Annotated in this window: 19 protein-coding genes and 1 riboswitch; of the genes, 7 read left to right on the forward strand and 12 right to left on the reverse strand. The window is 67.8% G+C overall.

Annotated elements, in window-relative coordinates; all coding sequences use genetic code 11:
• Positions 1–18: 18 nt before the first annotated feature.
• The gene (locus R5H32_RS13775) at positions 19–1626 is read right to left on the reverse strand and encodes a chloride channel protein (RefSeq protein WP_318339355.1); all 1608 of its coding nucleotides are present in this window, start codon (positions 1624–1626) and stop codon (positions 19–21) included.
• Positions 1627–1791: 165 nt separating this feature from the next.
• Here R5H32_RS13775 and R5H32_RS13780 point away from each other — a divergent pair, with 165 nt between their 5' ends.
• Both R5H32_RS13780 and R5H32_RS13785 read left to right on the forward strand, forming a co-directional pair.
• Positions 1792–3168: an FAD-binding oxidoreductase gene (locus R5H32_RS13780; protein WP_318339259.1), complete on the forward strand. Its 1377-nt coding sequence runs from the start codon at positions 1792–1794 to the stop codon at positions 3166–3168.
• Positions 3165–3554, forward strand: a complete 390-nt coding sequence (locus R5H32_RS13785; RefSeq protein WP_318339260.1) for an SgcJ/EcaC family oxidoreductase — start codon at positions 3165–3167, stop codon at positions 3552–3554. The genes R5H32_RS13780 and R5H32_RS13785 overlap by 4 nt, the downstream gene beginning before the upstream one ends.
• A 174-nt stretch (positions 3555–3728) precedes the next feature.
• Here R5H32_RS13785 and glyS read toward each other — a convergent pair whose 3' ends face one another.
• Genes glyS through R5H32_RS13800 form a run of 3 tightly spaced genes read right to left on the reverse strand, consistent with a single transcriptional unit; the run spans position 3729 to position 7384 of the window.
• Positions 3729–5981, reverse strand: coding sequence for a glycine--tRNA ligase subunit beta (gene glyS / locus R5H32_RS13790; protein ID WP_318339261.1), 2253 nt, complete (start codon positions 5979–5981; stop codon positions 3729–3731).
• Positions 5982–6455 carry a DUF6446 family protein gene (locus R5H32_RS13795; protein ID WP_318339262.1) on the reverse strand — a complete coding sequence of 158 codons (474 nt, stop codon included), beginning with the start codon at positions 6453–6455 and terminating at the stop codon, positions 5982–5984. It abuts the gene before it with no gap.
• Positions 6452–7384: a glycine--tRNA ligase subunit alpha gene (locus tag R5H32_RS13800; RefSeq protein WP_318339263.1), complete on the reverse strand. Its 933-nt coding sequence runs from the start codon at positions 7382–7384 to the stop codon at positions 6452–6454. Before R5H32_RS13800 ends, R5H32_RS13795 begins: the two co-directional genes overlap by 4 nt.
• 138 nt (positions 7385–7522) lie before the next feature.
• On the opposite strand from R5H32_RS13800, the gene R5H32_RS13805 reads away from it, so the two are divergent.
• Positions 7523–9259: a serine protease gene (locus tag R5H32_RS13805; protein ID WP_318339264.1), complete on the forward strand. Its 1737-nt coding sequence runs from the start codon at positions 7523–7525 to the stop codon at positions 9257–9259.
• Positions 9260–9262: 3 nt separating this feature from the next.
• On the opposite strand, the gene R5H32_RS13810 is transcribed toward R5H32_RS13805, so the two are convergent.
• Together R5H32_RS13810 and R5H32_RS13815 are read right to left on the reverse strand one after the other, a co-directional pair.
• Positions 9263–10711 carry a TrkH family potassium uptake protein gene (locus R5H32_RS13810; RefSeq protein WP_318339265.1) on the reverse strand — a complete coding sequence of 483 codons (1449 nt, stop codon included), beginning with the start codon at positions 10709–10711 and terminating at the stop codon, positions 9263–9265.
• A 47-nt stretch (positions 10712–10758) separates the two neighbouring features.
• Positions 10759–12222, reverse strand: coding sequence for a TrkH family potassium uptake protein (locus R5H32_RS13815; RefSeq protein WP_318339266.1), 1464 nt, complete (start codon positions 12220–12222; stop codon positions 10759–10761).
• A gap of 411 nt (positions 12223–12633) precedes the next feature.
• Between R5H32_RS13815 and R5H32_RS13820 the strand changes: the two genes are divergently transcribed.
• Positions 12634–12828, forward strand: a complete 195-nt coding sequence (locus R5H32_RS13820; protein WP_318339267.1) for a hypothetical protein — start codon at positions 12634–12636, stop codon at positions 12826–12828.
• A 244-nt stretch (positions 12829–13072) separates the two neighbouring features.
• Here the strand turns inward: R5H32_RS13820 and folE2 are convergent, their stop codons facing one another.
• Positions 13073–14170, reverse strand: coding sequence for a GTP cyclohydrolase FolE2 (gene folE2, locus R5H32_RS13825; protein ID WP_318339268.1), 1098 nt, complete (start codon positions 14168–14170; stop codon positions 13073–13075).
• Positions 14171–14274: 104 nt separating this feature from the next.
• Positions 14275–15450: an O-succinylhomoserine sulfhydrylase gene (metZ, locus tag R5H32_RS13830; RefSeq protein ID WP_318339269.1), complete on the reverse strand. Its 1176-nt coding sequence runs from the start codon at positions 15448–15450 to the stop codon at positions 14275–14277.
• A gap of 44 nt (positions 15451–15494) precedes the next feature.
• Positions 15495–15571, reverse strand: a riboswitch (SAM riboswitch).
• 92 nt (positions 15572–15663) lie between these two features.
• Here metZ and R5H32_RS13835 point away from each other — a divergent pair.
• Both R5H32_RS13835 and R5H32_RS13840 read left to right on the forward strand, forming a co-directional pair.
• Positions 15664–15918 carry a hypothetical protein gene (locus R5H32_RS13835; protein ID WP_318339270.1) on the forward strand — a complete coding sequence of 85 codons (255 nt, stop codon included), beginning with the start codon at positions 15664–15666 and terminating at the stop codon, positions 15916–15918.
• A gap of 90 nt (positions 15919–16008) precedes the next feature.
• On the forward strand, positions 16009–16725 hold the full coding sequence (locus tag R5H32_RS13840) for a glutathione S-transferase N-terminal domain-containing protein (protein ID WP_318339271.1): 717 nt from the start codon (positions 16009–16011) through the stop codon (positions 16723–16725).
• Between the two features lie 2 nt (positions 16726–16727).
• Here the strand turns inward: R5H32_RS13840 and R5H32_RS13845 are convergent, their stop codons facing one another.
• From R5H32_RS13845 to ftsY, 4 genes are all read right to left on the reverse strand, one after another.
• On the reverse strand, positions 16728–17054 hold the full coding sequence (locus R5H32_RS13845; RefSeq protein WP_318339272.1) for a hypothetical protein: 327 nt from the start codon (positions 17052–17054) through the stop codon (positions 16728–16730).
• A gap of 199 nt (positions 17055–17253) precedes the next feature.
• A complete protein-coding gene (locus R5H32_RS13850) occupies positions 17254–17859 on the reverse strand; it encodes an inner membrane-spanning protein YciB (RefSeq protein WP_318339273.1) in 606 nt (201 codons plus the stop codon).
• A gap of 5 nt (positions 17860–17864) precedes the next feature.
• Positions 17865–18764 carry an EamA family transporter gene (locus tag R5H32_RS13855; protein ID WP_318339274.1) on the reverse strand — a complete coding sequence of 300 codons (900 nt, stop codon included), beginning with the start codon at positions 18762–18764 and terminating at the stop codon, positions 17865–17867.
• 82 nt (positions 18765–18846) lie between these two features.
• Positions 18847–20091 (reverse strand): signal recognition particle-docking protein FtsY, encoded by a 1245-nt coding sequence (gene ftsY, locus R5H32_RS13860; protein ID WP_318339275.1) that lies wholly within the window; start codon positions 20089–20091, stop codon positions 18847–18849.
• 202 nt (positions 20092–20293) lie between these two features.
• Between ftsY and R5H32_RS13865 the strand changes: the two genes are divergently transcribed.
• Complete coding sequence (locus R5H32_RS13865; RefSeq protein ID WP_318339276.1) at positions 20294–21781, forward strand: alkane 1-monooxygenase; 1488 nt, start codon at positions 20294–20296, stop codon at positions 21779–21781.
• The last annotated feature ends 10 nt before the right edge of the window (positions 21782–21791 follow it).

A 21791-nucleotide genomic window follows, 5' to 3' on the forward strand; every position in this document is an offset into this window, starting at 1 on the left:
AATTCGGGTGCCGTCCGGTCAGCTGTGCTCCTCGGCCGCCGTTTCGGCAAGTGCTGCGGCATAGGCCTTGAGCGCATCCGTCTGGAACACAGCGCCGAGCAGAACCGGCTCACCGGTCTCGGCATCCGGCTTGGTGATCGGCACGAAATCCGCGCCGGTCTTCTCGAAGAGCCTGAGCGCCGCTTCGAGTGTCTGCGTTGCCCCAAGGACGACGCCTTGCCCGATCAGGTCCCTGCAGGCCGCCTCCGGAGCCGCGCGGACATGATCCACCGGGCGCAGAATCGTCCCGAGCCGGATCGTCTCGGCCAGATAGGCCTGCGGACCGGCCGCTAGATGCACACCGCGCCGTTCGAGCTGGGTCAGGAAGAAGGAGCGGGCGACGAGCCGCGAGGCGAGCGCGGTCGACAGCGATACCGCCGTCATCACCGCCAGCCCGGTCTGCCAGTCGCCGGTCAGCTCGAAGACGATCAGCGTGGTCGAGATCGGCGCCCCCAGCACGGCCGCCGCCACCGCGCCGGTGCCGGCGAGCGCGTAGACCGTCTCCGCGCCTGACACGTCCGGCAGGACGCCGGTCGCGATCAGGCCGAAGGCGAGACCGGTCAGCGCGCCCACGACGAGCGCGGGCGAGAACATGCCGCCGCCCATGCGTCCGCCCAAAGTCACCGCTACGGCAAAGACCTTGACGATGGCGAAGACGATCGCGGTCGAGAGACCGATCTGTCCGGTGAGCGCCGCCGCAGTCGTCTCGTAGCCAACCCCGATGATATGGGGAAACGGGATCGCGATGGCGCCGAGGACCGCGCCCGCCAGCATCGGCCGCAGGTAGCGCGGGAGCCCGGTCGCAGCCTGCACCCGGTTGCCGATGTCCTCGGCGAAGATCACCGAGCGCATGAGCACCGCCGCGACCAGCCCCGAGACGAGGCCGAGGAGCAGGAAGGCCGGCAGCTCGACATAGAAGGCAAGCCCGCCCTCTGCCGGCAGCATGAACTCGGTGACGCCACCGAATTCCAGCCGGTTGATCACCGTGCCTGCGACCGAGGCGATGGCGATCGGCGCGAAGGCATGGACCGCGAAATGCCGCAGCACGACTTCGAGCGCGAAGATCGCCCCGGCGATCGGCGCATTGAAGCTGGCCGAGACCGCCGCGGCTACCGCGCAACCGAGAAGGTCGCGCCCGGTGATCCCGTTGGCGCCGATCCGGTCCGAAACCCAGGTCGAGATCACGGCCGCGAGATGCACGACCGGCCCCTCGCGCCCCGACGACCCGCCCGAGCCGAGCGTGATCAGCGAGGCCGCCGCCGAGGCGAGACCCGCGCGCTGCTCGACCCGCCCCTCCTTCAGCGCCGCGCCCTCGATCACGTCCGCGACCGCGCGGACCCGTCCGTCCGGCGTGAACCGGTCGAGGATCAGCCCGACGACGAGCCCGCCGAGGATCGGCACCGTCAGAACCCACCACCACGGCAGTTCGCCCGCGACCGAGGCGAGCCGGACATCGTCGCTGCCGTAAAGGAAGGTCTGGAGCCAGCCGATCCCCTTGCGGAAGAATAGCGCGGCGGTGCCGGCCGCGATCCCGATCGCCAGCGCGATGAACCAGAACTGGACCTGGCTCGGCCCCTTCGTCCGCATCACCGCGAGCCCCCGTGCCACTTCGGCGCGGATCGCGGCGGCCTGGCGGCCGATCCAGTTCGGAGTATCGTCTTCCACCCGGCACTTTTCCGCGAGCCGTCCCCGTCAGGGCTTCCCCGGCCCGCCCGCTTGGCCTAGGGTCCCGGCGCCCGTCCCGAGGACCAGATGCCCCACGACACAGCACTTGCCGAACTTGCATCCTTTCTAGGAGATCGCCTCTCGCGGTCCAAGCCCGAACGCGAGGCCCACGGCCGGAGCGAGACCTGGTTCCCCGAAACACCGCCCGACGCGGTGGCCTACCCGGAGACGACCGAGGAAGTCTCCCGCATCGTCGCCACCTGTGCGAGGCTCGGCTGCCCGGTCACCGCCTGGGGCACCGGCACCTCGCTCGAGGGCCACGCGCTCGCGGTCCGGGGCGGTGTCAGCCTCGACATGAGCCGCATGAACCGGGTCCTCTCGATCCGCGCCGAGGACATGCAAGCGGTCGTCCAGCCCGGGCTCACCCGCGAGGCGCTGAACACGGACCTGCGCGCGACCGGGCTGATGTTCTCGGTCGATCCCGGCGCCGATGCCTCGCTAGGCGGCATGGCCGCGACCCGCGCCTCTGGCACCACCTCGGTGCGCTACGGCACGATGCGCGACAATGTCATGGGGCTCGAGGTCGTGCTCGCCGATGGCCGCGTCATCCGCACCGGCTCGGGCGCGCGCAAATCCTCGGCCGGTTATGACCTTACCGGGCTTTTCGTCGGCTCCGAGGGCACGCTCGGCATCATCACCGAACTGACCCTGAAGCTCCACGGCCAGCCCGAGGCGATCTCTGCCGCCGTCTGCGCCTTCGACGATTTCGAATCCGCCGTCCGGACCGTCATCGCGACAATCCAGATGGGCATCCCGATGGCCCGGATCGAGTTCGTGGACGAGACGGGTGCTGCCGTCTTCAACGCGGCCAATGGCACGGACCTGCCGGAAAAGCCGCATCTGATGGTCGAGTTCCACGGCTCCGACCTCTCCGCCGCCGAGGATGCGAAACGGTTCGGGGAGATCGTCGCCGAGATGGGCGGGGCGCATTTCGACTGGGCGACCACGACCGAGGACCGGAGCCGGCTCTGGAAGATGCGCCATGGCGCCTACCCGGCCTGCCTCGCCTTCCGTCCCGGTTCGATGGGCCTTGTCACCGACATCTGCGTGCCGATCTCGCGCCTCGCCGAGGCGGTGCGGGAGACGCGGGCGGATATCGCTGAGAGCGGGCTGACCGGGCCGATCATCGGCCATGTCGGGGATGGCAATTTCCATTCCGTGCTGCTGATCGAGCGCGGCAACGCGGCGGAGCTGAAGACCGCCAAGGCGCTCGCCCACAGAATGGCGGAACGCGCGCTGAGGCTTGGCGGCACGATCACCGGCGAACATGGCGTCGGCATGGGCAAGAAGGATCTGATGGAGATGGAGCATGGCGAGGCCTGGGAGGTCATGGCGCGGATCAAGCGGGCGCTCGATCCCGACGGCATCCTCAACCCCGGCAAGGTGGTCGAGGTGAGCCAATGACCCTGCCCGCCCCTGAAGCTTTCCCGCGCAGCTTCGCCAATGCCTGGTCGGCGCGCGACGCGAAGGCCATCGCCGCGCTCTTCGCCGAGGACGCGGATTTCCTCACGCTGACCGGCCACTGGGCCGAGGGGCGGAAGGCCGTCGAGGAGACGCTGGCGGGCGAGATGGCCGGCGCCTTCGCGCGCGCCAAGCTCGTGACCGGGCGCACCAAGATCCGCGCCGTCGCGCCGGGCGCGGCGCAGGTGATGCAGCGCTATGTGCTCTCGGGGATCGTCAACGCCGACGGCTCGGATGCGGGCCGGGTCGGCGCGATCCTCTCGGCGGTGCTGGTGGACGGCCCGCAGGGCTGGAGCGTGGCCGCGGCGCAGTTTACCGCCGAGGGGTGAGAGGCGGTCGGGCCGCACGGCCCGGTCAATCGCTCCGGTGGAGCGATTGAAGCCTCGAGCGCACGCCGCGCAAGCGGCGGGCCGGGAGGGCCTGCCACGTGCAACCGGCCCTTCGCTTGCGCTCCGGGCGTTCGGCGCTGACGATCTTCCACCGGAAGATCGTCCGGGCGCGCCTCACCCTTCCAGTTTCGTGAGATCCGCCACGCTCAGGCAGATCGTCCGGATCCGCGAGAGCAGGTTCAGCCGGTTGCGCCGCACCACCTGATTGTCGGTATTGACCTGCACCGCCTCGAAGAAGGCGTCGATGGGGGCGCGCAAGGACGCCATCGCCGACATCGCGGCGGCGAAGTTCTCCGCCTCCATCGCCGGGGCGATGGCCGCCTCGGCCTTGTCGAGGGCGGCGAAGAGCGTGCGTTCGGACGCGTCCTCCGCGAATTTCGGATCGGCGCCGAAGGAGTATTCGACCCCGTCCTTCTCCTCGGCTTGCGTCAGGATGTTGTTCGCCCGCTTGAAGCCCTGGATCAGGTTCTCGCCGTCATCGGTCTTGAGGAAGGCCGCGAGCGCCTCGGCGCGATTCACCAGAAGCGTCAGGTCGTCGTTGCCGGGCATGGCGAGGCAGGCGTCGATGACGTCATGGCGGATGCCCTCGTCGCGCAAGTGGACCTTGAGGCGGTCGTGGAAGAAGGCGAGGAGGTCCGTGGATTTTTCTTCCGAATACTTTTCCGAAATCGCGCGAACAAAATTAGGCGCACTAACAACATCGATGCCAAGCGCAGAATCTTGGTCCGCATCTTCGACCAGCTTCGTAAGATACTCGAGATCGAGGCCAAACCGATCCGAGACCTTCGCTAGTTCGATGTGTTCGGAAAGTGCAGCCTCCCCAACGGCTTGTTTAAAGTGACGCGTAAGGCCGGTATTGGTTTGATCGGTCAACTTCAGCCTGATTTCATTCCCCAGCACCAACCGGATCACGCCCAGCGCCGCCCGACGCAGCGCAAAGGGGTCCTTCGAGCCGGTGGGCTTCTCGTCGATCGCCCAGAAGCCGGTCAGCGTGTCGATCTTGTCGGCGAGCGCCACGGCGACCGAGACCGGCTCGGTCGGCACCGCGTCCGAGGGGCCGAGCGGTTGGTAGTGCGCCTTGCAGGCATCGGCCACCGCCTCGGGCAGGCCGGCGGCCTTGGCGTAGTAGACACCCATCGTGCCCTGAAGCTCGGGGAATTCGCCGACCATCGCCGATTGCAGGTCGGCCTTGGCGACCCGCGCGGCTTCCGCCGCGAGGTCGGGCTTGGCGCCGACCAAGGGTGCGATCTCGCGCGCCAGCGCCTCGATCCGCCCGATGCGGTCCTTCTGCGACCCGAGCTTGTTGTGGAAGGTCACATGTGCCAGCCCGTCGGCCATGCCTTCGAGCCCCACATCACGAACCGTCCGCAAGTCGTTCTCCCAGAAGAACTTTGCGTCCGAGAGCCGGGCCGAGAGCACCTTCTGGTTGCCCTTCAGGATCGTCGCCCCGTGGTCGGCGGGGTCGTTGTTGGCGACCGTGACGAAGCCCTCGATCCGCCCCGTCTTGGGGTTGCGGCAGGAGAAGAACTTCTGGTGTTCCTTCATCGAGGTTTGCAGCACCTCGGGCGGCAGGCCGAGGAACGCCTCGCCGATCCGACCCATCAGCACCACCGGCCATTCGACGAGCCCCGCGACCTCGGTCAGAAGGCCGCGGTCCTCGACCACCTCGAGCCCCGCCGCGAAGGCGGCGTTGGTGGCATCGTGCCAGATGTGTTCGGCCCGTTCCTCGGGGTCGAGCATCACCTTCGCGCGCTTCAACTTCGCCGCATAATCCTCGAAGGAGCTTACCGAAAATGCCTCCGGCGCGAGGAAGCGATGACCGCGCGTCGTATTGCCCGAGCGGATGCCGTCGATGTCGAGCGGCACGACCTCGGCCCCGCTTTCGTCGGATAGAAGACAGAGGATCGAGTGCAAGGGCCGCACCCAGCGCAAGGCCCCCGTGCCCCAGCGCATCGACTTCGGCCAGGGGAAATTGCGGATCGTCGCCTCCAGCACCTCGGCGACGATCTCCGCGGCCTTGCGGCCCGGCTTCTCGATCACCGCGAAATAGGCCTGGCCCTTGCCGGCGTCGCGCACTTCCAACTGATCCAGCGTGAGCCCGGTCGAGCGCAGGAAGCCCTGCACCGCCTGCTCGGGCGCGGTGGTCGCCGGGCCCTTGCGCTCCTCCCGCACCGACTTGCTCTCCGCCGTCAGCCCCTCGACGGCGAGCACCAGCCGGCGCGGCGTCGAGAGCGCATGCGCGCCGGCGTAGGTCAGCCCCGCCGCGACGAGCCCGTCGGTGACGAGCGCCTTCAGATCGGTCCGGGCCTTCGCCTGCATCCGGGCGGGAATTTCCTCGGAGAAGAGTTCGATGAGGAGATCGGGCATTTACTTCTCCGCGCTTTCGTTCAGTTCGTGCCAGGCATAGGCCCGGCCATCGGCATAGACCGCGACGACGCGGTCCACACCGGGGTGGATGTTCTTTTCCGACAGGAAGGCGAGCGCCGCGCCGGAGTTCAGGTCGGCGCCGATGCGCTCGGCGTCGAAACAGGGAAACTGGCGCGGGCCGATCAGCGGCTCGGCACCGGGGTAGTCCGCGAAGGTCTCGGTCAGCATGGCGAGCGACAGGGGCGTGTGGAAGCAGGCGCGGAAGCGCAGGGGCGAGCTGTCGGCGTCGATCCCCTCGAAGGCGTCGGTGGGCACCGGTTCGACCGCGCCCGAGAGCGCCGTCAGCCGGATCTCGGCCGCGGCCGAGGCGGGCTCCACCGGCGCGTAGAACGCGTATTCCTGCATGTAGTAGAGGGCGATGCCCGCCAGAAGCGCCGTTACCACGATGAACCCCGCGACGATCTTTCCGTTCACGCCGCCCGGCCTTCCGAGGCGCCGCCCGCCTCGGTCGTGACGAAGGCATCGGCGCATTTCCTGGCGAGCGCGCGGACCCGGCCGATATAGGCCTGCCGCTCAGTCACCGAGATCACGCCTCGCGCGTCGAGGAGGTTGAAGAGATGGCTGGCCTTGATGCACTGGTCATAGGCGGGATGCGCCATGACGATGCGGCGCCCGGCGCCGTCAGTCTCCCCGGCGGCAAGGATGCGCTCGCATTCGGCCTCGGCGTCCTTGAAGTGCTGGAGCAGCATGTCGGTATCGGCCTGGTCGAAGTTCCAGCGCGAATATTCCTGCTCGGTCTGGCGGAAGATGTCGCCATATTTCAGCGGGATCGGGCTCGCGGGATCGTTGAACGGCATGTCCATCACATGGTCGATGCCAAGCACATACATCGCGAGCCGCTCGAGCCCGTAGGTGAGTTCGCCCGAGACCGGCTTGCAGTCATGGCCGCCGACCTGCTGGAAATAGGTGAACTGGCTGACCTCCATCCCGTCGCACCAGACCTCCCAGCCAAGACCCCAAGCGCCGAGGGTGGGGCTTTCCCAGTCGTCCTCGACAAAGCGGATGTCGTGCAGGCCCATGTCGATCCCGATCGCGGCGAGCGAGCCGAGATAGAGCTCCTGCAGGTTCGCGGGAGAGGGTTTGATCAGCACCTGGTACTGGTAATAGTGCTGGAGCCGGTTCGGGTTCTCGCCGTAGCGGCCGTCGGTCGGGCGGCGCGAGGGCTGGACGTAAGCCGCGGCCCAGGGGCGCGAGCCGAGCGCGCGCAGCGTGGTGGCCGGGTGGAAGGTGCCCGCGCCGACCTCCATGTCGTAGGGCTGCAGCACGGCGCAGCCCTTGCCGGCCCAGTAGGTTTGCAGGCGCAGGATGATTTCCTGGAACGAACGGGGGGCGGTCGCGGTCATGTCGGGCCTTCTCGGGCGTAAAAACGCGTTCTCAATAGGCAACAGCCGCGGGGCGGTCAATCGGCGCCGGGGCGATTGTGGCGTGACGCGGCGGGTGAGCCTGCTAGGTTCGGGGGCGGATTCGTTCCGATAAGAAACGTGGAAGAGGTTGAGCGCATGCGTCTTGCGGGCTGGCTGGTGGGAATGGTGATCTGGTTCGCGGCTTCGGTCGCGGCCGTGGCTCAGGACGTCTGGGTCCAGATCGAGGCACAGCCGACCCTGCTTGAAGGCCAGGAGCGCGCCCGCGCCTATTCCGGCGTCTTTCCGAACGTCAACGGCTTCGCGCTCCCGACCGGCTGGTACGCGATCGCGCTCGGGCCTTTCGAGGCGGCCGAGGCGGACCGCCAGCTCCGGCTTCTCAAGCAGGAGCGGCTGATCCCCGGCGACAGCTACATCGCCTTCGGCGACCGCTACCGCGAGCGGTTTTGGCCGACCGGTGCGGCAGCCCTCGCGCCTACCGTGCCGACAGCGCCCTCCGTGACAACCCCGGAGGCCCTGCCCGACGAAAGCCCGACCGAGGCGCGCTATTCGGAGTCCCTCCTCGCGCCCGAGCAAAGGCAGCAGATCCAGGAGGCGCTCAAGTGGGAAGGCGTCTATGCCGGCGCGATCGACGGCGCCTTCGGCGCCGGCACCCGCAATTCGATGGCCGCCTGGCAGTCGGCGCAGGGCTACCAGCCGACCGGCATCCTCACCACCGCCCAGCGTAAGGCGCTGGTCGAGACCTTTCAGGCCGAGCGCACCGCCCTCGGGCTCGAGGCGATCCGCGAGGAGGAGGCCGGGATCGAGATCGCCCTGCCCGCCGCGCTGGTCGAATTCGACCGTTACCAGCCGCCCTTCGTCCAGTACCGCGAGAAGGACGGATCGGGGTTCCGCGCGCTCCTGATCTCACAGCCCGGCGACGAGAAGGCGCTCGCGGGCCTTTTCGACATGATTCAGACGCTCGATATCGTGCCGCCCGGGGGCGAGCGCCAACTTGGCCGCACCGGCTTCGTGCTCACCGGCAGGAACGACCGGATCCAGTCCTACACCCAGGCCGACCTTTCCGGCGGGGTGATCCGTGGCTTCTCGCTGGCCTGGAAGCCTGAGGATGGCGCTCGGGCGGCGAAGGCGCTCGAGGCGATGAAGGCCTCGTTCCGGCCCTTCGGCAGCGCCACGCTCGACGATACGACCGGCGCGGGGCTGGCAGAGGACCATTCCGCGCTGATGGCCGGGCTCGAGATCCGCACACCGATCCGCGCACGCTCGGGCTTTTATGTCAGCGCCGCCGGCCTCGTCGCGACCACCGACGAGGTTCTGGCCGAGTGCGGCCGGGTCACGCTCGACGATCACCCGGCCGATACGGTGCTGCAGGACGCCGGGCTCGGACTCGCGATCCTCAAGCCGCGCGAGACGCTCGCGCCGCGCGCCCATGCGCGCTTCGCCGACCGTCCGGCGGAGATCGGGACCGAGATCGCGGTCGCGGGCTATTCCTACGAGGGCGCGCTCGACGAAGCGGTGCTGAGCTTCGGCACGCTTGCCGATCTCAGCGGCCTGCAGGGCGAGGCCACGAAGGCGCGACTGTCGGTCACGACGCTTGCAGGCGATGCCGGCGGCCCCGTCCTCGATGCCACCGGCGGGGTGATCGGCATGCTCCTGCCGCGTGGCTCCGACGCCGGGCGGGTGCTGCCGGACGACGTCGGCATCGCGCTCCGGGCCGAGGCGATCCGCACCGCGCTGGCCGCGGCCGGGCTCGCGGCAGCCGAGCCGGCTGCGGCGGGCACGCCCCCGGCGCTCGCGCCCGAGGACCTGACGATGCTCGGCCGCGACATGACGGTGCTCGTGTCCTGCTGGCCCTGAGCCTCAGATCCGCCAGAACCGCGGCAGGAACAGGACCAGAACCACCAGTAGTTCGAGCCGGCCAAGCAGCATCGTCACGGTCAGGATCCACTTCGCCGGGTCGTTGATCGCGGCGAAGTTGCCCGCAGGCCCGATGATCTCGCCAAGGCCCGGCCCTATGTTGGCGATCGCCGTCGCTGCGCCCGAGACCGAGGTGATGAAGTCGAGCCCGGTCATCCCGAGCGCCACCGAGACCAGCCCGAGACCGACCACGAAGAGTCCGAGAAACGCCATGACCGAGGACAGAACCTCCTCTGTCACCGGCTGACCGTCGTAGTGCGGGGTGAACACCCCGCTCGGCGAGTGGATGCGCCGGACCTGCGCCGAAATGGCGGCGATGAGAAGCTGGTAGCGGAAGATCTTCACCGAGCAGCAGGTCGATCCGGCGCAGCCGCCGATGAGGCCGATGAAGAAGAACAGCACGATCGGGAAATGGCCCCAGAGCTGGTAGTCGACGCTGGCATAGCCGGTGCCGGTAATGATCGATGTGACATTGAACAGGGCCTCGCGGAAGGCGTGCTCCAGCCCGTCGCCGCGGACGATGACGCGGTAGGACCAGATGACCGCGACAAGTGCTGCGAGCGTCCAGCCGAAGCCGCGCACTTGGGGATCGTCGAGTAGCGGCCGGGTGCTGCCCGCGACGAACTGGATATAGCGCACGAAGGGCAGACTCGCGACGATCATGAAGACCGAGGCGACATATTCCGGCGCCCCCTGGAACAGCCCGAACGAGGCGTCCGAGGTCGAGAACCCGCCTGTCGCGAGCGTCGTCATCGCGTGGTTGACAGCCTCGAAGCCGGTCATGCCGACGCCGACATAGGCAAGCCCGCAGACCACCGTCAGCGCGACATAGATCGCCATGATCTGCGCCGCGATCTGCGCCGCCCGCGGCAGCACCTTGCCGCCGGTGTCAAAGCCTTCCGATCGGAAGATCTGCATGCCGCCGACCTTCAGTTCGGGTAGGAACACCATCGCCACGACGATGATGCCGACGCCGCCGAACCACTGCAGCATCGAGCGCCAGAACAGGAGCCCCTCGGGAAACCTGTCGAGCCCGACGAAGACCGTGGCCCCGGTCGTCGTCAGCCCCGACATCGCCTCGAAGATGGCATCGACCGGCCGCGCCCCGGTCGCGCCAAAGAGGAACGGCAGCGCCCCGAACAAGGGCAGCGCGACCCAGACCCCGGTGGCCAGAAGAAAGCTCTGCTGAAGCGTCAGCCGCGGGCCGACACCGCTCGCGCAGGCAATTGCCAGTGCCGCGCCGATGATGATCGTGATGATCGCGCTTTGCAGAAACGCCTGCCAGTGGCCGTTGTCATAGGCCAGATCGACCGCCATAGGCACGGCCATCGTCGCCCCGAGAACGGCGGCGAGCAGGCCGATGACATATCCCACGGGGCGCAGATCGTGCATGCCGGAGCCTTGGCCCGCCGCCCCCTGCCTGTCAAGCGGCGGCCCGCTCAGGCCTCCCAGAACCGCGGCAGCATCACCACGAAGACCGACAGCAGCGACAGCCGCCCCATGATCATCGCGAGGATCATCAGCACCTTGGCCGGGTCGGGGAAGTCGATGAATGTGCCGGTCTCGGCCAGCATCGGGCCGTAGCCGTAGCCGATGTTGCCGATCGAGGTCCAGGAGGCAAAGATCGCGGATTCGAAGTCGACCCCGGTCTGCATGATCAGCACCGCGATGACCCCGAAGGTGATGATATAGGCGCCGAGATAGAGGATGATCGCGTCCATCGTGTCCTTCTCGACCGTCCGCCCCTCGTAGCGCACCAGCGCGACCCGGTGCGGGGCGTGGATGCGGGCGATCTCGGCCCGGAGTGCCGCGAGGATCACTTGCACGCGGAACACCGACAGCCCCGCCGCACTCGCCCCCGAACAGGCGCCGATGATGCCGATCCACATCGCCACGATCATCGCGAAACTGCCCCAGCCGGCGAAGCTGCCCGAGCCGAAGCCGGTCGAGGACATCACCGAGATGAGGTTGAACAGGGCTTCGCGAAAGCTCGATTCGAGCCCCTGGCTGGAGGTCGCGACGCGCCAGATCGTGACCGCGCCCACCGCCATCGCGATCCAGCGCAGATAGCCGCGCACCTGGGCGTCGCGCCAGAGCGGCGTCGCGCTGCCGCGCACCAGCTGGACGTAGCGGATATAGGGAAGGCTGCCGAGCACCATGAACAGGGCCGCGGTATATTCCACCGCCGGCGGGTAGCCCACGAACGAGGACGCGCGCGGCGAGAAGCCGCCCGTCGCGATCGTGGCGAGCGCGTGCAGGATTGCCTCGAACCACACCATGCCGGCGAGGTGGTAGCTGAACATGCAGGCGATGGTCAGGCCGGAATAGACGAAGAAGAGCTGCCCCGCGATGTCAGTCGCGCGCGGCAGCACCTTGCCGAAGGTGTCGAAGCCCTCCGAGCGGAAGAACTGCATGCCCCCCACCCGCATCACCGGCAGGAAGATCATCGCGATGAAGGCGATGCCGAGCCCGCCGAGCCAGTTCAGCATCGCCCGCCAGACCAGCACGCCCGCCGGCAGGTCGTCGACCCCGACGAAAACCGAGGCGCCGGTCGTGGTGATGCCCGAGACCGCCTCGAAATAGGCATCAAGGAGGCTCACCTCGGGCGCGCCGATCATCAGCGGCAGGGCGGAGAAGAACGGCACCGCGAGCCAGATCCCCACGGTGAGCAGGAAGCCTTGCCGCACCGACAGGCTTCGGCTCGCGTGGTTCTGGCACGCCAGCGCCGTCAGCCCGCCACAGATCAGGCAGGCAAGCGCGGCGGCGCTGAAGGCATGGGCATTGCCGTTGCCGAGATAGAAGTCGGTCAGGAAGGGCACCACCATCGTCGCCCCGAGCGCGGTGACGATGAGACCGAGAACATAACCGACGGGGCGCAAATCGACCATGGTGACGCGAGCCATGATCGCGGGCGTGGAAACTGTCAAGCGTCCGCTCTGCTAGTCGCGCGCTGAATGAGCGCAGCGCGGGGCGATCCTCAAGCGACGAGTCGCCGCCGTCGCGCCCGGCCACGCCCTCACCGACCCGGAGGCGCGTCCTCGACGCGCGGAGCATGCTCTTGAATGTCCTCGGGAGGTGTTCGTCTGAAAGACGGGATCGGCTGTCCACGAAAGACCCCGATCCTTGGCCCTATGTGCACTTCCCTCTCGACGACCATTCGCATCTCTGGACGAAGATCACATTTCCAAAACGCGAACGTAGTATGCTAGATTTATTTCCGTTGGCAGCGACGAGAGCTGGCCTTCCTACGAGCGGGAACCGGCATCGTGCTCATAATGACTTTGTGTTTCTAAATGGCTGAGAAGGGATAGAGAATGCAGCGCATGTACATCATCCTCGCGGTTGCGACTTTGGGACTCGCGGCTTGCGATACTCCGGCGAAAACGGTGGGACTCGGGGCTGGCATAGGTGCAACCGCTGCCGCGGTGACGGGCAACAACCCGGTGACGGGCGCGGTAATTGGTGCGGGCGCCGGCGCCGTTTGCGAATTGGCGGAAGGCTGCAACTAGATCGTGCGGCCTTGAAGTCGCGTCCAGACCCGCGCGGACATACTTGGTCCAGCGGTTTCATGAGGCTTGGCTTCGTTCTCGCCGAGAGGGTGGCGTAAACCATCTCGAGGCGTGTCATTCGTCATTCACGGCTTAGGACGCGAAGCCGATCAGGGCAGCTTGCAGCCACGCCCATATCTGCACATAGATCCCTGCCCCAGCCAAGTTGCCGAGCACGATTTCATCGAAGAGGCTGACCTGGCCCTCAGCCCGGCTTGTGCAGCGAGGCGAAGAGCCGCGGGTCGATGCTTTCGGCGACGAAGGTCGGTCCCTCGGTCAGGATCGAGACGGCATCGTGCGAATGCAGGCTCTCCTGATGGCTCGCCACCACGCGGAAATCGCCGATACGGTCGTCGGACAGAAGCCGCTCGGCGAAGCTGCGCGCCGCGTCCTCGACGAAGATCGGGTTGGCGGCGTTCAGTTCGGCGAAGGCCTGCTCGTCCTCGCGCTTCACCATGACCTGGGTCTCGGTCGGCACCGCCGCGCGGGCGAGGTCGATCAGGTCCTCGTACCAGAGCCGCTTGCCGCCCTCCTCCACCACCGAGAGCCGCGCCACCGAGCGCTGCGAATGCGGCGTGGCGAGCTGGCCGCGCGCCTGGCGGGCGTGTTCGGAAAGCTCCAGCGAGCACGGGCAGGTCGAGGAATAGACGTAGTCGAGATGGGTGATCCGCTTCTGCCGCCCCTCGCGCTCCATCAGTTCGAGCGCGATGTCGTAATACTGCCAGCCGGTCAGCCCCGAGCGCAGCGACTGCACCCGCGCCGGGAAGGAGAAGCGCATCATCAGCCGCGCATCGACGCTGTCATGGTCCTTCTTGTAATCCTCGAGCACGGCGGCGAGGACGGAGAAGGAGAAGCTCCGCTCGGCATGGGCATAGAAGGACCGCATGATGCGGCTCATGTTGATGCCCTTCTTCTCGCCGATCAGGGAGACGGTGCCGGTCACCGAGGTCTCCAGCGTGATGTCGCCGCCGTCGCGGGTGTGGAACACGATCGGCAGGCGGAAGTTAGAGATGCCGACATGCTGGATCGGCGCCTGCGCCCCGACGATGAGGCTCGACGGTCCGTTCTGAAGGTCCGGCATCGAGGCGCGGTAGTCGGCGTCGGGCCGGAAGCCGTCGGGATAGGTCCGCGACAGGTCGGGATAGTTGCCGACCTCACGCCCCGGCAGAAGCCGCGCGATGGCCGGGTCGAGCCGCGCCACCTCGGTCGGGTCGGCACGCTCCGCCCAGGCGCGCAGCACCGCCAAGGCCCGCTCGGCCTCGGCCCTGTTCGGCTCCGGATTGATATCGCCCAGGAAATTCATCGCACGTTCCTCAGAACCCCGGCCCCGCGCGGGATGGTCCATTATGCGGGATCACGCCGTCCCTTGTCCAATCCTACACGGTAACCCGTGACGTTTTCGCGACCTCAGGCCGCTTCGAGTGCCTGCATGAGGTCGGCCAGCAGGTCACCCCCGTCCTCGATCCCGAGCGAGAGCCGCACGAGCCCCGGCGTGATCCCCAGAAGCACCTTCTGCTCGGCCGGCAGCCGCTGATGGGTGGTCGTCGCCGGATGGGTGATGATCGTTTTCGCGTCGCCGAGGTTGTTGGAGATCTTCACGATCTCCAGCGCGTTCAGGAACCGGAACGCCGCCGCCTGACCGCCCTTCACCTCGATCGTCACCACCGTGCCGCCCGCGCCCATCTGCGCCATCGCGAGATCGTGCTGGGCATGGCCCTTCAGGCCCGGATAGATCACCCGCTCCAGCTTGGCATGCCCTGACAGCGCCTCGGCCACCGCCAGCGCATTCCCGGCCTGCGCGCGCACCCTGAGGTCAAGCGTCTCCAGCCCCTTCAGCATGACCCAGGCGTTGAACGGGCTCATCGCCGCGCCGGTATGCTTGAGATAGGGCTCGAGCACCTTTCGAATATAGGTCTCGGTCCCGCAGATCACGCCGCCGAGGCAGCGGCCCGAGCCGTCGATATGCTTGGTCGCCGAATAGACAACCACATCGGCGCCCAGTTCCACCGCCTTCGAGAAGGTGGGCGTCGCGAAGACGTTGTCGACGATCACGGTGGCGCCCACCGCATGGGCGATCTCGCAGACCGAGCGCACGTCGATCACCTCGAGCGTCGGGTTCGACACCGATTCGAGGAAGACGGCTTTCGTGCCCTCGCGCATCGCCGCCCGCCACTGGCCGAGGTCGGTGCCGTCGACCAGCGTCACCTCGACCCCGAAGCGGCCGAGCGTTTCCAGAACGTAAAGGCAAGAGCCGAAAAGCGCCCGCGCCGCGACGACATGGTCGCCCGCCTTCAGCATCGCGGTCAGCGCCGCGTTGACCGCCGCCATGCCGCTTGCCGTGGCGAAGGCGTCCTCGGTGCCCTCGATCGCGGCCATGCGCTCCTCGAACATGCGCACGGTCGGGTTGCCGTAGCGGCCGTAGATGAACTCGTCCGGGCCGGTCTCGATGAAGCGGGCCTCGGCCTGCTCGGCGCTGTCGTAGACGAAGCCCTGGGTGAGGAAGATCGCCTCGGACATCTCGCCGTACTGGCTGCGGCGGGCGCCCGCGTGGATCAGCTTCGTGCGTGTCTTCCAGTCGTCCATGGCCGTTCCTCCGGCAACAAAAAACCCCCACCGGAACAGGTGGGGGCCGCGACCCTCCGACCTCTTTAGCGGCATGTTTAACGTGGCCCGCAATCCGGTACAAATCGCCACGCGCGCCCCTTACATCGAACCGCCGTCCGGGTCAACCGCCGACCGGCCCTTGCGGCCCCGGTCTGGCTGGGTTCAACTGCGGCAATTCCCGGAGGAAAACCGATGCCGACCGCCACCCGCCTCGCCGCCCTGATGCTCGCGCTCGCCGCCTGCACCCCCACCGAACAGCCCACTCTCGGCGTGATCCGGATCGGCCCTGAAAGCTACCCGATCCACCCGCTCGACGCCGCCGGCACGCGCTGGAAGGTGATGGTCGACGGCCACCGGCTAATCTGCACGGAGCCGACCGAGAGGTCCTGCTACTGGAAGGTGCGCCACCATCTCGCCATGCTCGACCAGCTCAACGACTACAAGTAAGGCTATCTGTTTGCCGGCGCACATCCCCCTTCGCATTGATCGGCCCGGCGGCGCGGACCAGATAGAGTGCGGCAAACGAAGGAACCGCGGATGACCAACTCCATCGAGCTTTACTACTGGACCACGCCGAACGGCAGGAAGATTACGATCGCGCTCGAGGAGATGGGCCTGCCCTACGACGTCAACCTCGTGAACATCGGCAAGGGCGAGCAGTTCGCGCCCGAATTCCTCGCGATCTCGTCCAATGCCCGGATGCCCGCGATCGTCGATCCTGACGGGCCGGGCGGCGCGCCTGTGTCCGTCTTCGAATCCGGGGCGATCCTGATGTATCTCGCGCGCAAGACCGGCCGCTTCTACGGCTCGACCGAGCGCGAGCGGATCGCCGTCGAGGAATGGCTGATGTGGCAGATGGGGGGCCTCGGCCCGATGGCCGGGCAGGCGCACCACTTCCTCGGATACGCGCCGAATTTCGATCCGCCGCAAGTGGTTCCCTATGCCCAGGACCGCTACTGGCGCGAGGTGGCCCGGCTCTACGCGGTGCTCGACCGCCGGCTCGCGCGACACGAGTTCGTCGGCGGCGATTTCCTCTCGATCGCCGATTTCGCGATCTACCCCTGGGCCGCCCGCTGGGAATTCCAGCAGCAGGTGCTCGACGACAAGCCCGACATGCTGCGCTGGTTCAAGATGATGACCGCGCGCCCCGCCGTCCAGCGCGGCATGGCCGTGGCCGCCGAGAAGCGCAGCGACCTGCAGTCCGACCGCGAGGCTCAGGAAATCCTGTTTCAGCAGCGTGCCAGCCAGCCCTAAGGTTAGTCCGGTGTAGCCGGCGTCCGATTGAAAACAGGGAGCCCGGAAAAGAACTCGACGATCGCCGCCCGCCCCTCCTCATCGGGCGCATGGTGCTTCGCAAGGAAGCTCGTCAAACCGTCGTATCCGGCCTGTTCGACATATCGGTTGACGAACGCCATCATCAGGATCGGGCTGTGGCAGGCCACACAACGCGCGCGGATCACGCGCACGGCGAAATCGTGGTCAAACGACGTGCCGCTTTCCTGGGCGCTCAACGGCTGAAGCGCCGCAACGAACCCCAGCAGAAGCGCTGCACCCATGTCGGGAATGTGTCCGAGCTTCACCATCTGCTCGCTCCGGCCAAGGCGGCGCGGCTCGCGCGACCACCCGATCGCCTCTCAGAGGCAATATCGTAGGCCGATTTTCGGCGGAGTCACTGAGCCTGATCAGTCATCTTCCGCTGCTGGGCCAGATGCGCGGAGCGCTCAGAAGGATCGGGCGGCCCGGAGCGGCCGCGACGACGCACGCCCGCGGCGCGCGCCGGTCTCATCGCCCGTCCTTCTCCTCGATCCCGTAGCGCTTGAAGACGCCGCCCTGCGCCATGAAGAAGAGGAAGATCGCCGCCGTCAGGCCGAAGGTCTTGAAATTGACCCAGGCCGCGTCCGACATCGTGCGCCAGATCACCTCGTTGAGGATCGCGAGCCCGCCGAAAAAGGCGGTGAGCCGCCGGGTCAGGATCATCCAGCCCTCGTGTTCGAGCGGCACCGCGTCTTCGAGCACCAGAGCGAGGTAGGACTGGCCGCGCATCAGCCCCCAGCCGAGGATCCCGGCGAAGAGGAGGTAGATCAGCGTCGGCTTCATCTTGAAGAAGCGCTCGTCGTTGAACCAGACCGAGAGCCCGCCGAAGACGACGACAAGCACCAGCGTCGCGACCTGCATCGGCGAAAGCCGACCAGTGAGCCGCCAGAGGATCAGCGTGGTCAGGATGAGAAGCGGCACGAAGCCCGCGGTGGCAAGGATGAAGCCGCCGTATTCGGTGCCGTTGATTGTGACCGTCTGGTCCTTGAGCCGGGTGAAGGCCGCGAAGAAAGCGATCACGGGGCCGATCTCCAGACCCAGTTTCAGCCAAGTATTGATCTTTTTGCCGGCCATGCGCCTCATCCTGCCAGTTTCACGATCACGGCCCCCGCCGCGATCAAGGTCATCAATGCGAGCCGGCGCGGTCCGACCCGGTCGCCGAGCATCACCCAGGCGATGAGTGCGGCGAAGACCGTCGAGGTCTCGCGCAGCACCGCCGCCTCGCCGACTTTGCCGATCCTCGTCGCCAGAAGGATCGCCCCGAAGCTGAAGAAGGCGACGAAGGCGCCGATGACTCCCCTTTGCAGAAGGGGCACGAATTCCGACGACGGCAAGTAGCGCCAGCGGCGCCACGTATAGACCGGCATGAAGATGCCGTCGATCAGGAAGAACCAGGCAAGGAAGGTGAAGGGGTCGGCGGTGGCGCGGATGCCGTATGCGTCATAGGTCGTGTAGAGCGCCACGAAGCCGCCGGTGACCACCGCCCAGCCGAGCGCGGGCACCATCGTCTCGCGGTCGACGGTGATGGTGCGGAGGTTATAGACCGCGAGCCCGAAGATCCCCGCCATCAGCACCCCGACGCCGGCCCACTGGCCGGCGGTGAAATGCTCGCCGAAGATGAGGCCCGCGCCGATCACCGCGAAGAAGGGGCCGGTGCCGCGCACCACCGGATAGACCACCGCATAGGCACCGCGGCTGTAGGTGAGCGCTTGGGCGATCTTGTATCCGATATGGATGAGGAAGGCGCCGGCGAAGATCGGCCACATATGCGGCTCGGGCCATGGCACGACGAAGAGCGCGAAGGGCGCGGCGATCAGCCCATAGCTCGCGTCGATCACGGCGCGGGAAAGCCAGGGGTCGTGGCGGCCCTTCTGGAGCGCCCCGAAAAGCGCATGGAGAAAGGCCGCCATGAGCGCCAGGCCGAGCGCCATGTGGCGCCCGGCTTCGGTGCCTTCGAGCGAGACGAACCAGGCGCTCATGCCCGCTGCCGTGCAGGGGGCATTACCCCCGAACCCCCAGGATATCCGGGGCAAGATGAACGGGGACGGCGCATCTGGTGAATCAGGCCTCGGCACCAACCAGCGCGCGGGCGAAGTCCTCGGGATCGAAGGGCGCGAGGTCGTCGATCTTCTCGCCGACGCCGATCGCGTGGATCGGCAGGCCGAAGCGGTCGGCGAGGGCCACGAGGACGCCGCCCTTGGCGGTGCCGTCGAGCTTGGTCATGACGAGGCCCGAGACATCGGCGAGCTTGCGGAAGGTCTCGACCTGGGAAAGCGCGTTCTGGCCCGTCGTCGCGTCGAGGACGAGGAGCGTGTTGTGCGGCGCGTCCGGGTCCTTCTTGCGGATCACGCGGACGATCTTGGCCAGTTCCTCCATCAGGTCCTGGCGGTTCTGCAAGCGCCCCGCCGTGTCGATCATCAGGAGGTCGGCCCCCTCTGCTTGCGCCCGCGTCATCGCGTCGAAGGCAAGGCTCGCGGGGTCGGAGCCCTCGGGCGCGGTCATCACCGGGACGCCGGCGCGGTCGCCCCAGACCTGGAGCTGCTCGACGGCCGCCGCACGGAAGGTGTCGCCGGCGGCGATCACCACTTTCTTGCCGGCAGCGCGGAACTGGCTCGCGAGCTTGCCGATCGTCGTGGTCTTGCCCGAGCCGTTGACGCCGACGACCAGAACGACCTGCGGCCTGGTCGGATAGAGCGGCATCGGCCGGGCCACCGGCTCCATGATCCGGGCGATCTCGGCGGCGAGAAGGCCCTGGATCTCCGGGACCGAGAGCTTTCGGCCCATGCGTCCTTCGGCGAGGTTCGCGGCGACGCGGAGCGCGGTCTCGACCCCCATGTCGGACTGGATCAGCAGTTCCTCGAGGCTTTCGAGCATCGCATCGTCGAGCACCCGGCGCGGAGCCGCGGGCGCGCTGCGTCCGAGGATCCGGCCGAGAAACCCCGGACGCGTGGCGGGTGCCGCCACGGCGACGCCCGCGAGGCCCTCGGGCAGTTCGGGCGGCGTGGGTCCGGGGATCTCGCCCGGTGCCGGGTCCGGGATCTCGGACGGCGGCACGGGCGACTCGTCGGGCGGCGCGGACGGGGTCTCGGGGTCGGGGCGCGGAATCTCGCGCGGAGCCGGTTCCGGGGCGGGCGGCAGGTCGGGCTCTGGCACGATCTCGGGGAAGGGTTCCGGCTGCGGCTCCGGCGCGGGATCGGGGTCGGGCCGGGTCGGCTCTGCGGCTTCGGCGACGATCGCGTCCAGCCCCTCTTCGAGCTTCGAGGAGGATTTGAAGAGCTTGTCCTTGAGCTTGTTGAAGAATGACATCGGCAGCCCCGGCTGATCTTGCGCTGTCCTCCACCTAGTGCTTTCGGGCACGCGATGGAAGGGTCAGCTGCCGCGCGGCCGCGAAGACGGCGTTCCGGTGGGCGCGGAACGCGCCTGCCTTCGGCAGGAAAGCGGGGCGAAATTGCGCGAATGTGTCGCGACCGCCAAGATTTTGCCAAGAATTTCCCGTATTCAGGCCCAGATGAAACATCTGGTCCGCTTTCCCTGGCCGCGACGCCACAGAAACGCTCCGGGAGTCGGACCTTCGACGCCCGAAGCCAGCCCGGCTCTGGCGGGCTTTGCCGCCGGGCCGGACGAGGCGCACGACGATGCAGCGACGATGGAGGCCGTACTCTCGGCGCTGACGGGCAAGGCGGAACCAGTTCGAGCCGCAACCGCATTGGAAACGGACGGCAGAGACGCACCGGCCATGACGGTGAAGCTTCCGGACCGAATACCACGGGAAGAACCAGACGGCGCGGAGCTCGGCAGCGACGCTTCGGACCCGGCTGAGGCCCGGGGAAGCTCGGGTACGGCGCTGGATGAGGCGGTCGCCGCTACGGTGGCGGGTGCCCCGACCGGGACCGCACCTGCTGGCGCGGCGGCAACGCTCGCCGGGCGGGTCCGCGCGGCCTGGGCGCCGTGGCGACCGCTGCGGCCGTTCCTCGTGGCGACGCTGGCGCCGGTTCCGGTGCTCGTCCTCGCCGGGTTTTTCGGCGGGCTCTGGTGCCTTGCCGCGTTGCTCTGCATGACGGGCCTGCTCCATGCGATCGACGAGGTCGCGCTGCGGCGCGGGCTTTCCGCGCCCGGGCCCGTGACCGCGAGGATGGCCGACCGGCTGTCGCTCTTGCTCGCGGGTCTGCATTTCCTGCTCCTGCCCTTCGCGGTCTGGGTGCTGACCGGGGCGACGGGGCTCGGATTTCTCGACGGGGTGGCGACCTTGCTCGCCTTCGGGCTCTGGTTCGGGCAGGTCTCCAACTCGAACGCGCACGAGTTGATCCACCGCACCGAGAAGCGGCTCTTCCGGACCGGGATGTGGGTCTATATCTCGCTGCTCTTTGGCCATCACACCTCGGCCCACCGGCTGGTCCACCACCGGTTCGTGGCCACGACCGACGATCCCAACACCGCGGCGGCGGGCGAGAGCTTCTACCTCTTCGCGGCGCGCGCCTGGCCCGGCGCCTTCGTCGCCGGATACGAGATGGAGGCGCATCGCCGGGCGGCGCGCCAGGGCCAGAGCCTTCTCGATCCGCATCCCTACGCGGTCTACATCGCCGGCGGCACCCTCTGGGTCGTCGCGATCTTCGCCGCCTTCGGCCTCGACGGGCTCCTGGCCTATCTGCTGCTTTGCGCCCATGCGCAGGTCCAGCTCCTGCTTTCGGATTATGTGCAACATTACGGGCTCCTGCGCCGCGAATTGCCGTCCGGCGCGCTGGAGCCGGCCGGCATCCGGCACAGCTGGGACGCGCCGCATCCGGTCTCTGGGCTGATGATGCTGAACGCGCCGCGCCATGCCGACCACCATTCCCACCCGGCTCGGCGCTATCCGGACCTCAGGCTGTCGGCCGGCGGGCAGGCGCCGCTCCTGCCCTATTCGCTGCCGGTGATGGCGACGATCGCGCTCGTGCCGCCGCTGTGGCACCGGATCATGGACCGGCGGCTTGCCCGGCTCGGCCTTGCCGGCGACTGAGCTCCGGGGG

Origin of the sequence: Defluviimonas sp. D31 (assembly GCF_033436765.1) — a bacterium.
Lineage (GTDB): Bacteria > Pseudomonadota > Alphaproteobacteria > Rhodobacterales > Rhodobacteraceae > Albidovulum.

Excerpts from the sequence above, each read along its gene's own strand:
- R5H32_RS13800 (WP_318339263.1), bottom strand. The coding sequence starts at position 7,384 with ATGACCGCGACCGCCCCCCGTTCGTTCCAGGAAATCATCCTGCGCCTG.
- R5H32_RS13780 (WP_318339259.1), top strand. The coding sequence starts at position 1,792 with ATGCCCCACGACACAGCACTTGCCGAACTTGCATCCTTTCTAGGAGAT.
- R5H32_RS13855 (WP_318339274.1), bottom strand. The coding sequence starts at position 18,764 with ATGAGCGCCTGGTTCGTCTCGCTCGAAGGCACCGAAGCCGGGCGCCAC.
- metZ (WP_318339269.1), bottom strand. The coding sequence starts at position 15,450 with ATGGACGACTGGAAGACACGCACGAAGCTGATCCACGCGGGCGCCCGC.
- R5H32_RS13835 (WP_318339270.1), top strand. The coding sequence starts at position 15,664 with ATGCCGACCGCCACCCGCCTCGCCGCCCTGATGCTCGCGCTCGCCGCC.
- R5H32_RS13810 (WP_318339265.1), bottom strand. The coding sequence starts at position 10,711 with ATGCACGATCTGCGCCCCGTGGGATATGTCATCGGCCTGCTCGCCGCC.
- R5H32_RS13775 (WP_318339355.1), bottom strand. The coding sequence starts at position 1,626 with ATGCGGACGAAGGGGCCGAGCCAGGTCCAGTTCTGGTTCATCGCGCTG.
- R5H32_RS13785 (WP_318339260.1), top strand. The coding sequence starts at position 3,165 with ATGACCCTGCCCGCCCCTGAAGCTTTCCCGCGCAGCTTCGCCAATGCC.
- R5H32_RS13850 (WP_318339273.1), bottom strand. The coding sequence starts at position 17,859 with ATGGCCGGCAAAAAGATCAATACTTGGCTGAAACTGGGTCTGGAGATC.
- R5H32_RS13840 (WP_318339271.1), top strand. The coding sequence starts at position 16,009 with ATGACCAACTCCATCGAGCTTTACTACTGGACCACGCCGAACGGCAGG.
- R5H32_RS13865 (WP_318339276.1), top strand. The coding sequence starts at position 20,294 with ATGAAACATCTGGTCCGCTTTCCCTGGCCGCGACGCCACAGAAACGCT.
- ftsY (WP_318339275.1), bottom strand. The coding sequence starts at position 20,091 with ATGTCATTCTTCAACAAGCTCAAGGACAAGCTCTTCAAATCCTCCTCG.
- glyS (WP_318339261.1), bottom strand. The coding sequence starts at position 5,981 with ATGCCCGATCTCCTCATCGAACTCTTCTCCGAGGAAATTCCCGCCCGG.
- R5H32_RS13820 (WP_318339267.1), top strand. The coding sequence starts at position 12,634 with ATGCAGCGCATGTACATCATCCTCGCGGTTGCGACTTTGGGACTCGCG.
- R5H32_RS13845 (WP_318339272.1), bottom strand. The coding sequence starts at position 17,054 with ATGGTGAAGCTCGGACACATTCCCGACATGGGTGCAGCGCTTCTGCTG.
- R5H32_RS13815 (WP_318339266.1), bottom strand. The coding sequence starts at position 12,222 with ATGGCTCGCGTCACCATGGTCGATTTGCGCCCCGTCGGTTATGTTCTC.
- folE2 (WP_318339268.1), bottom strand. The coding sequence starts at position 14,170 with ATGAATTTCCTGGGCGATATCAATCCGGAGCCGAACAGGGCCGAGGCC.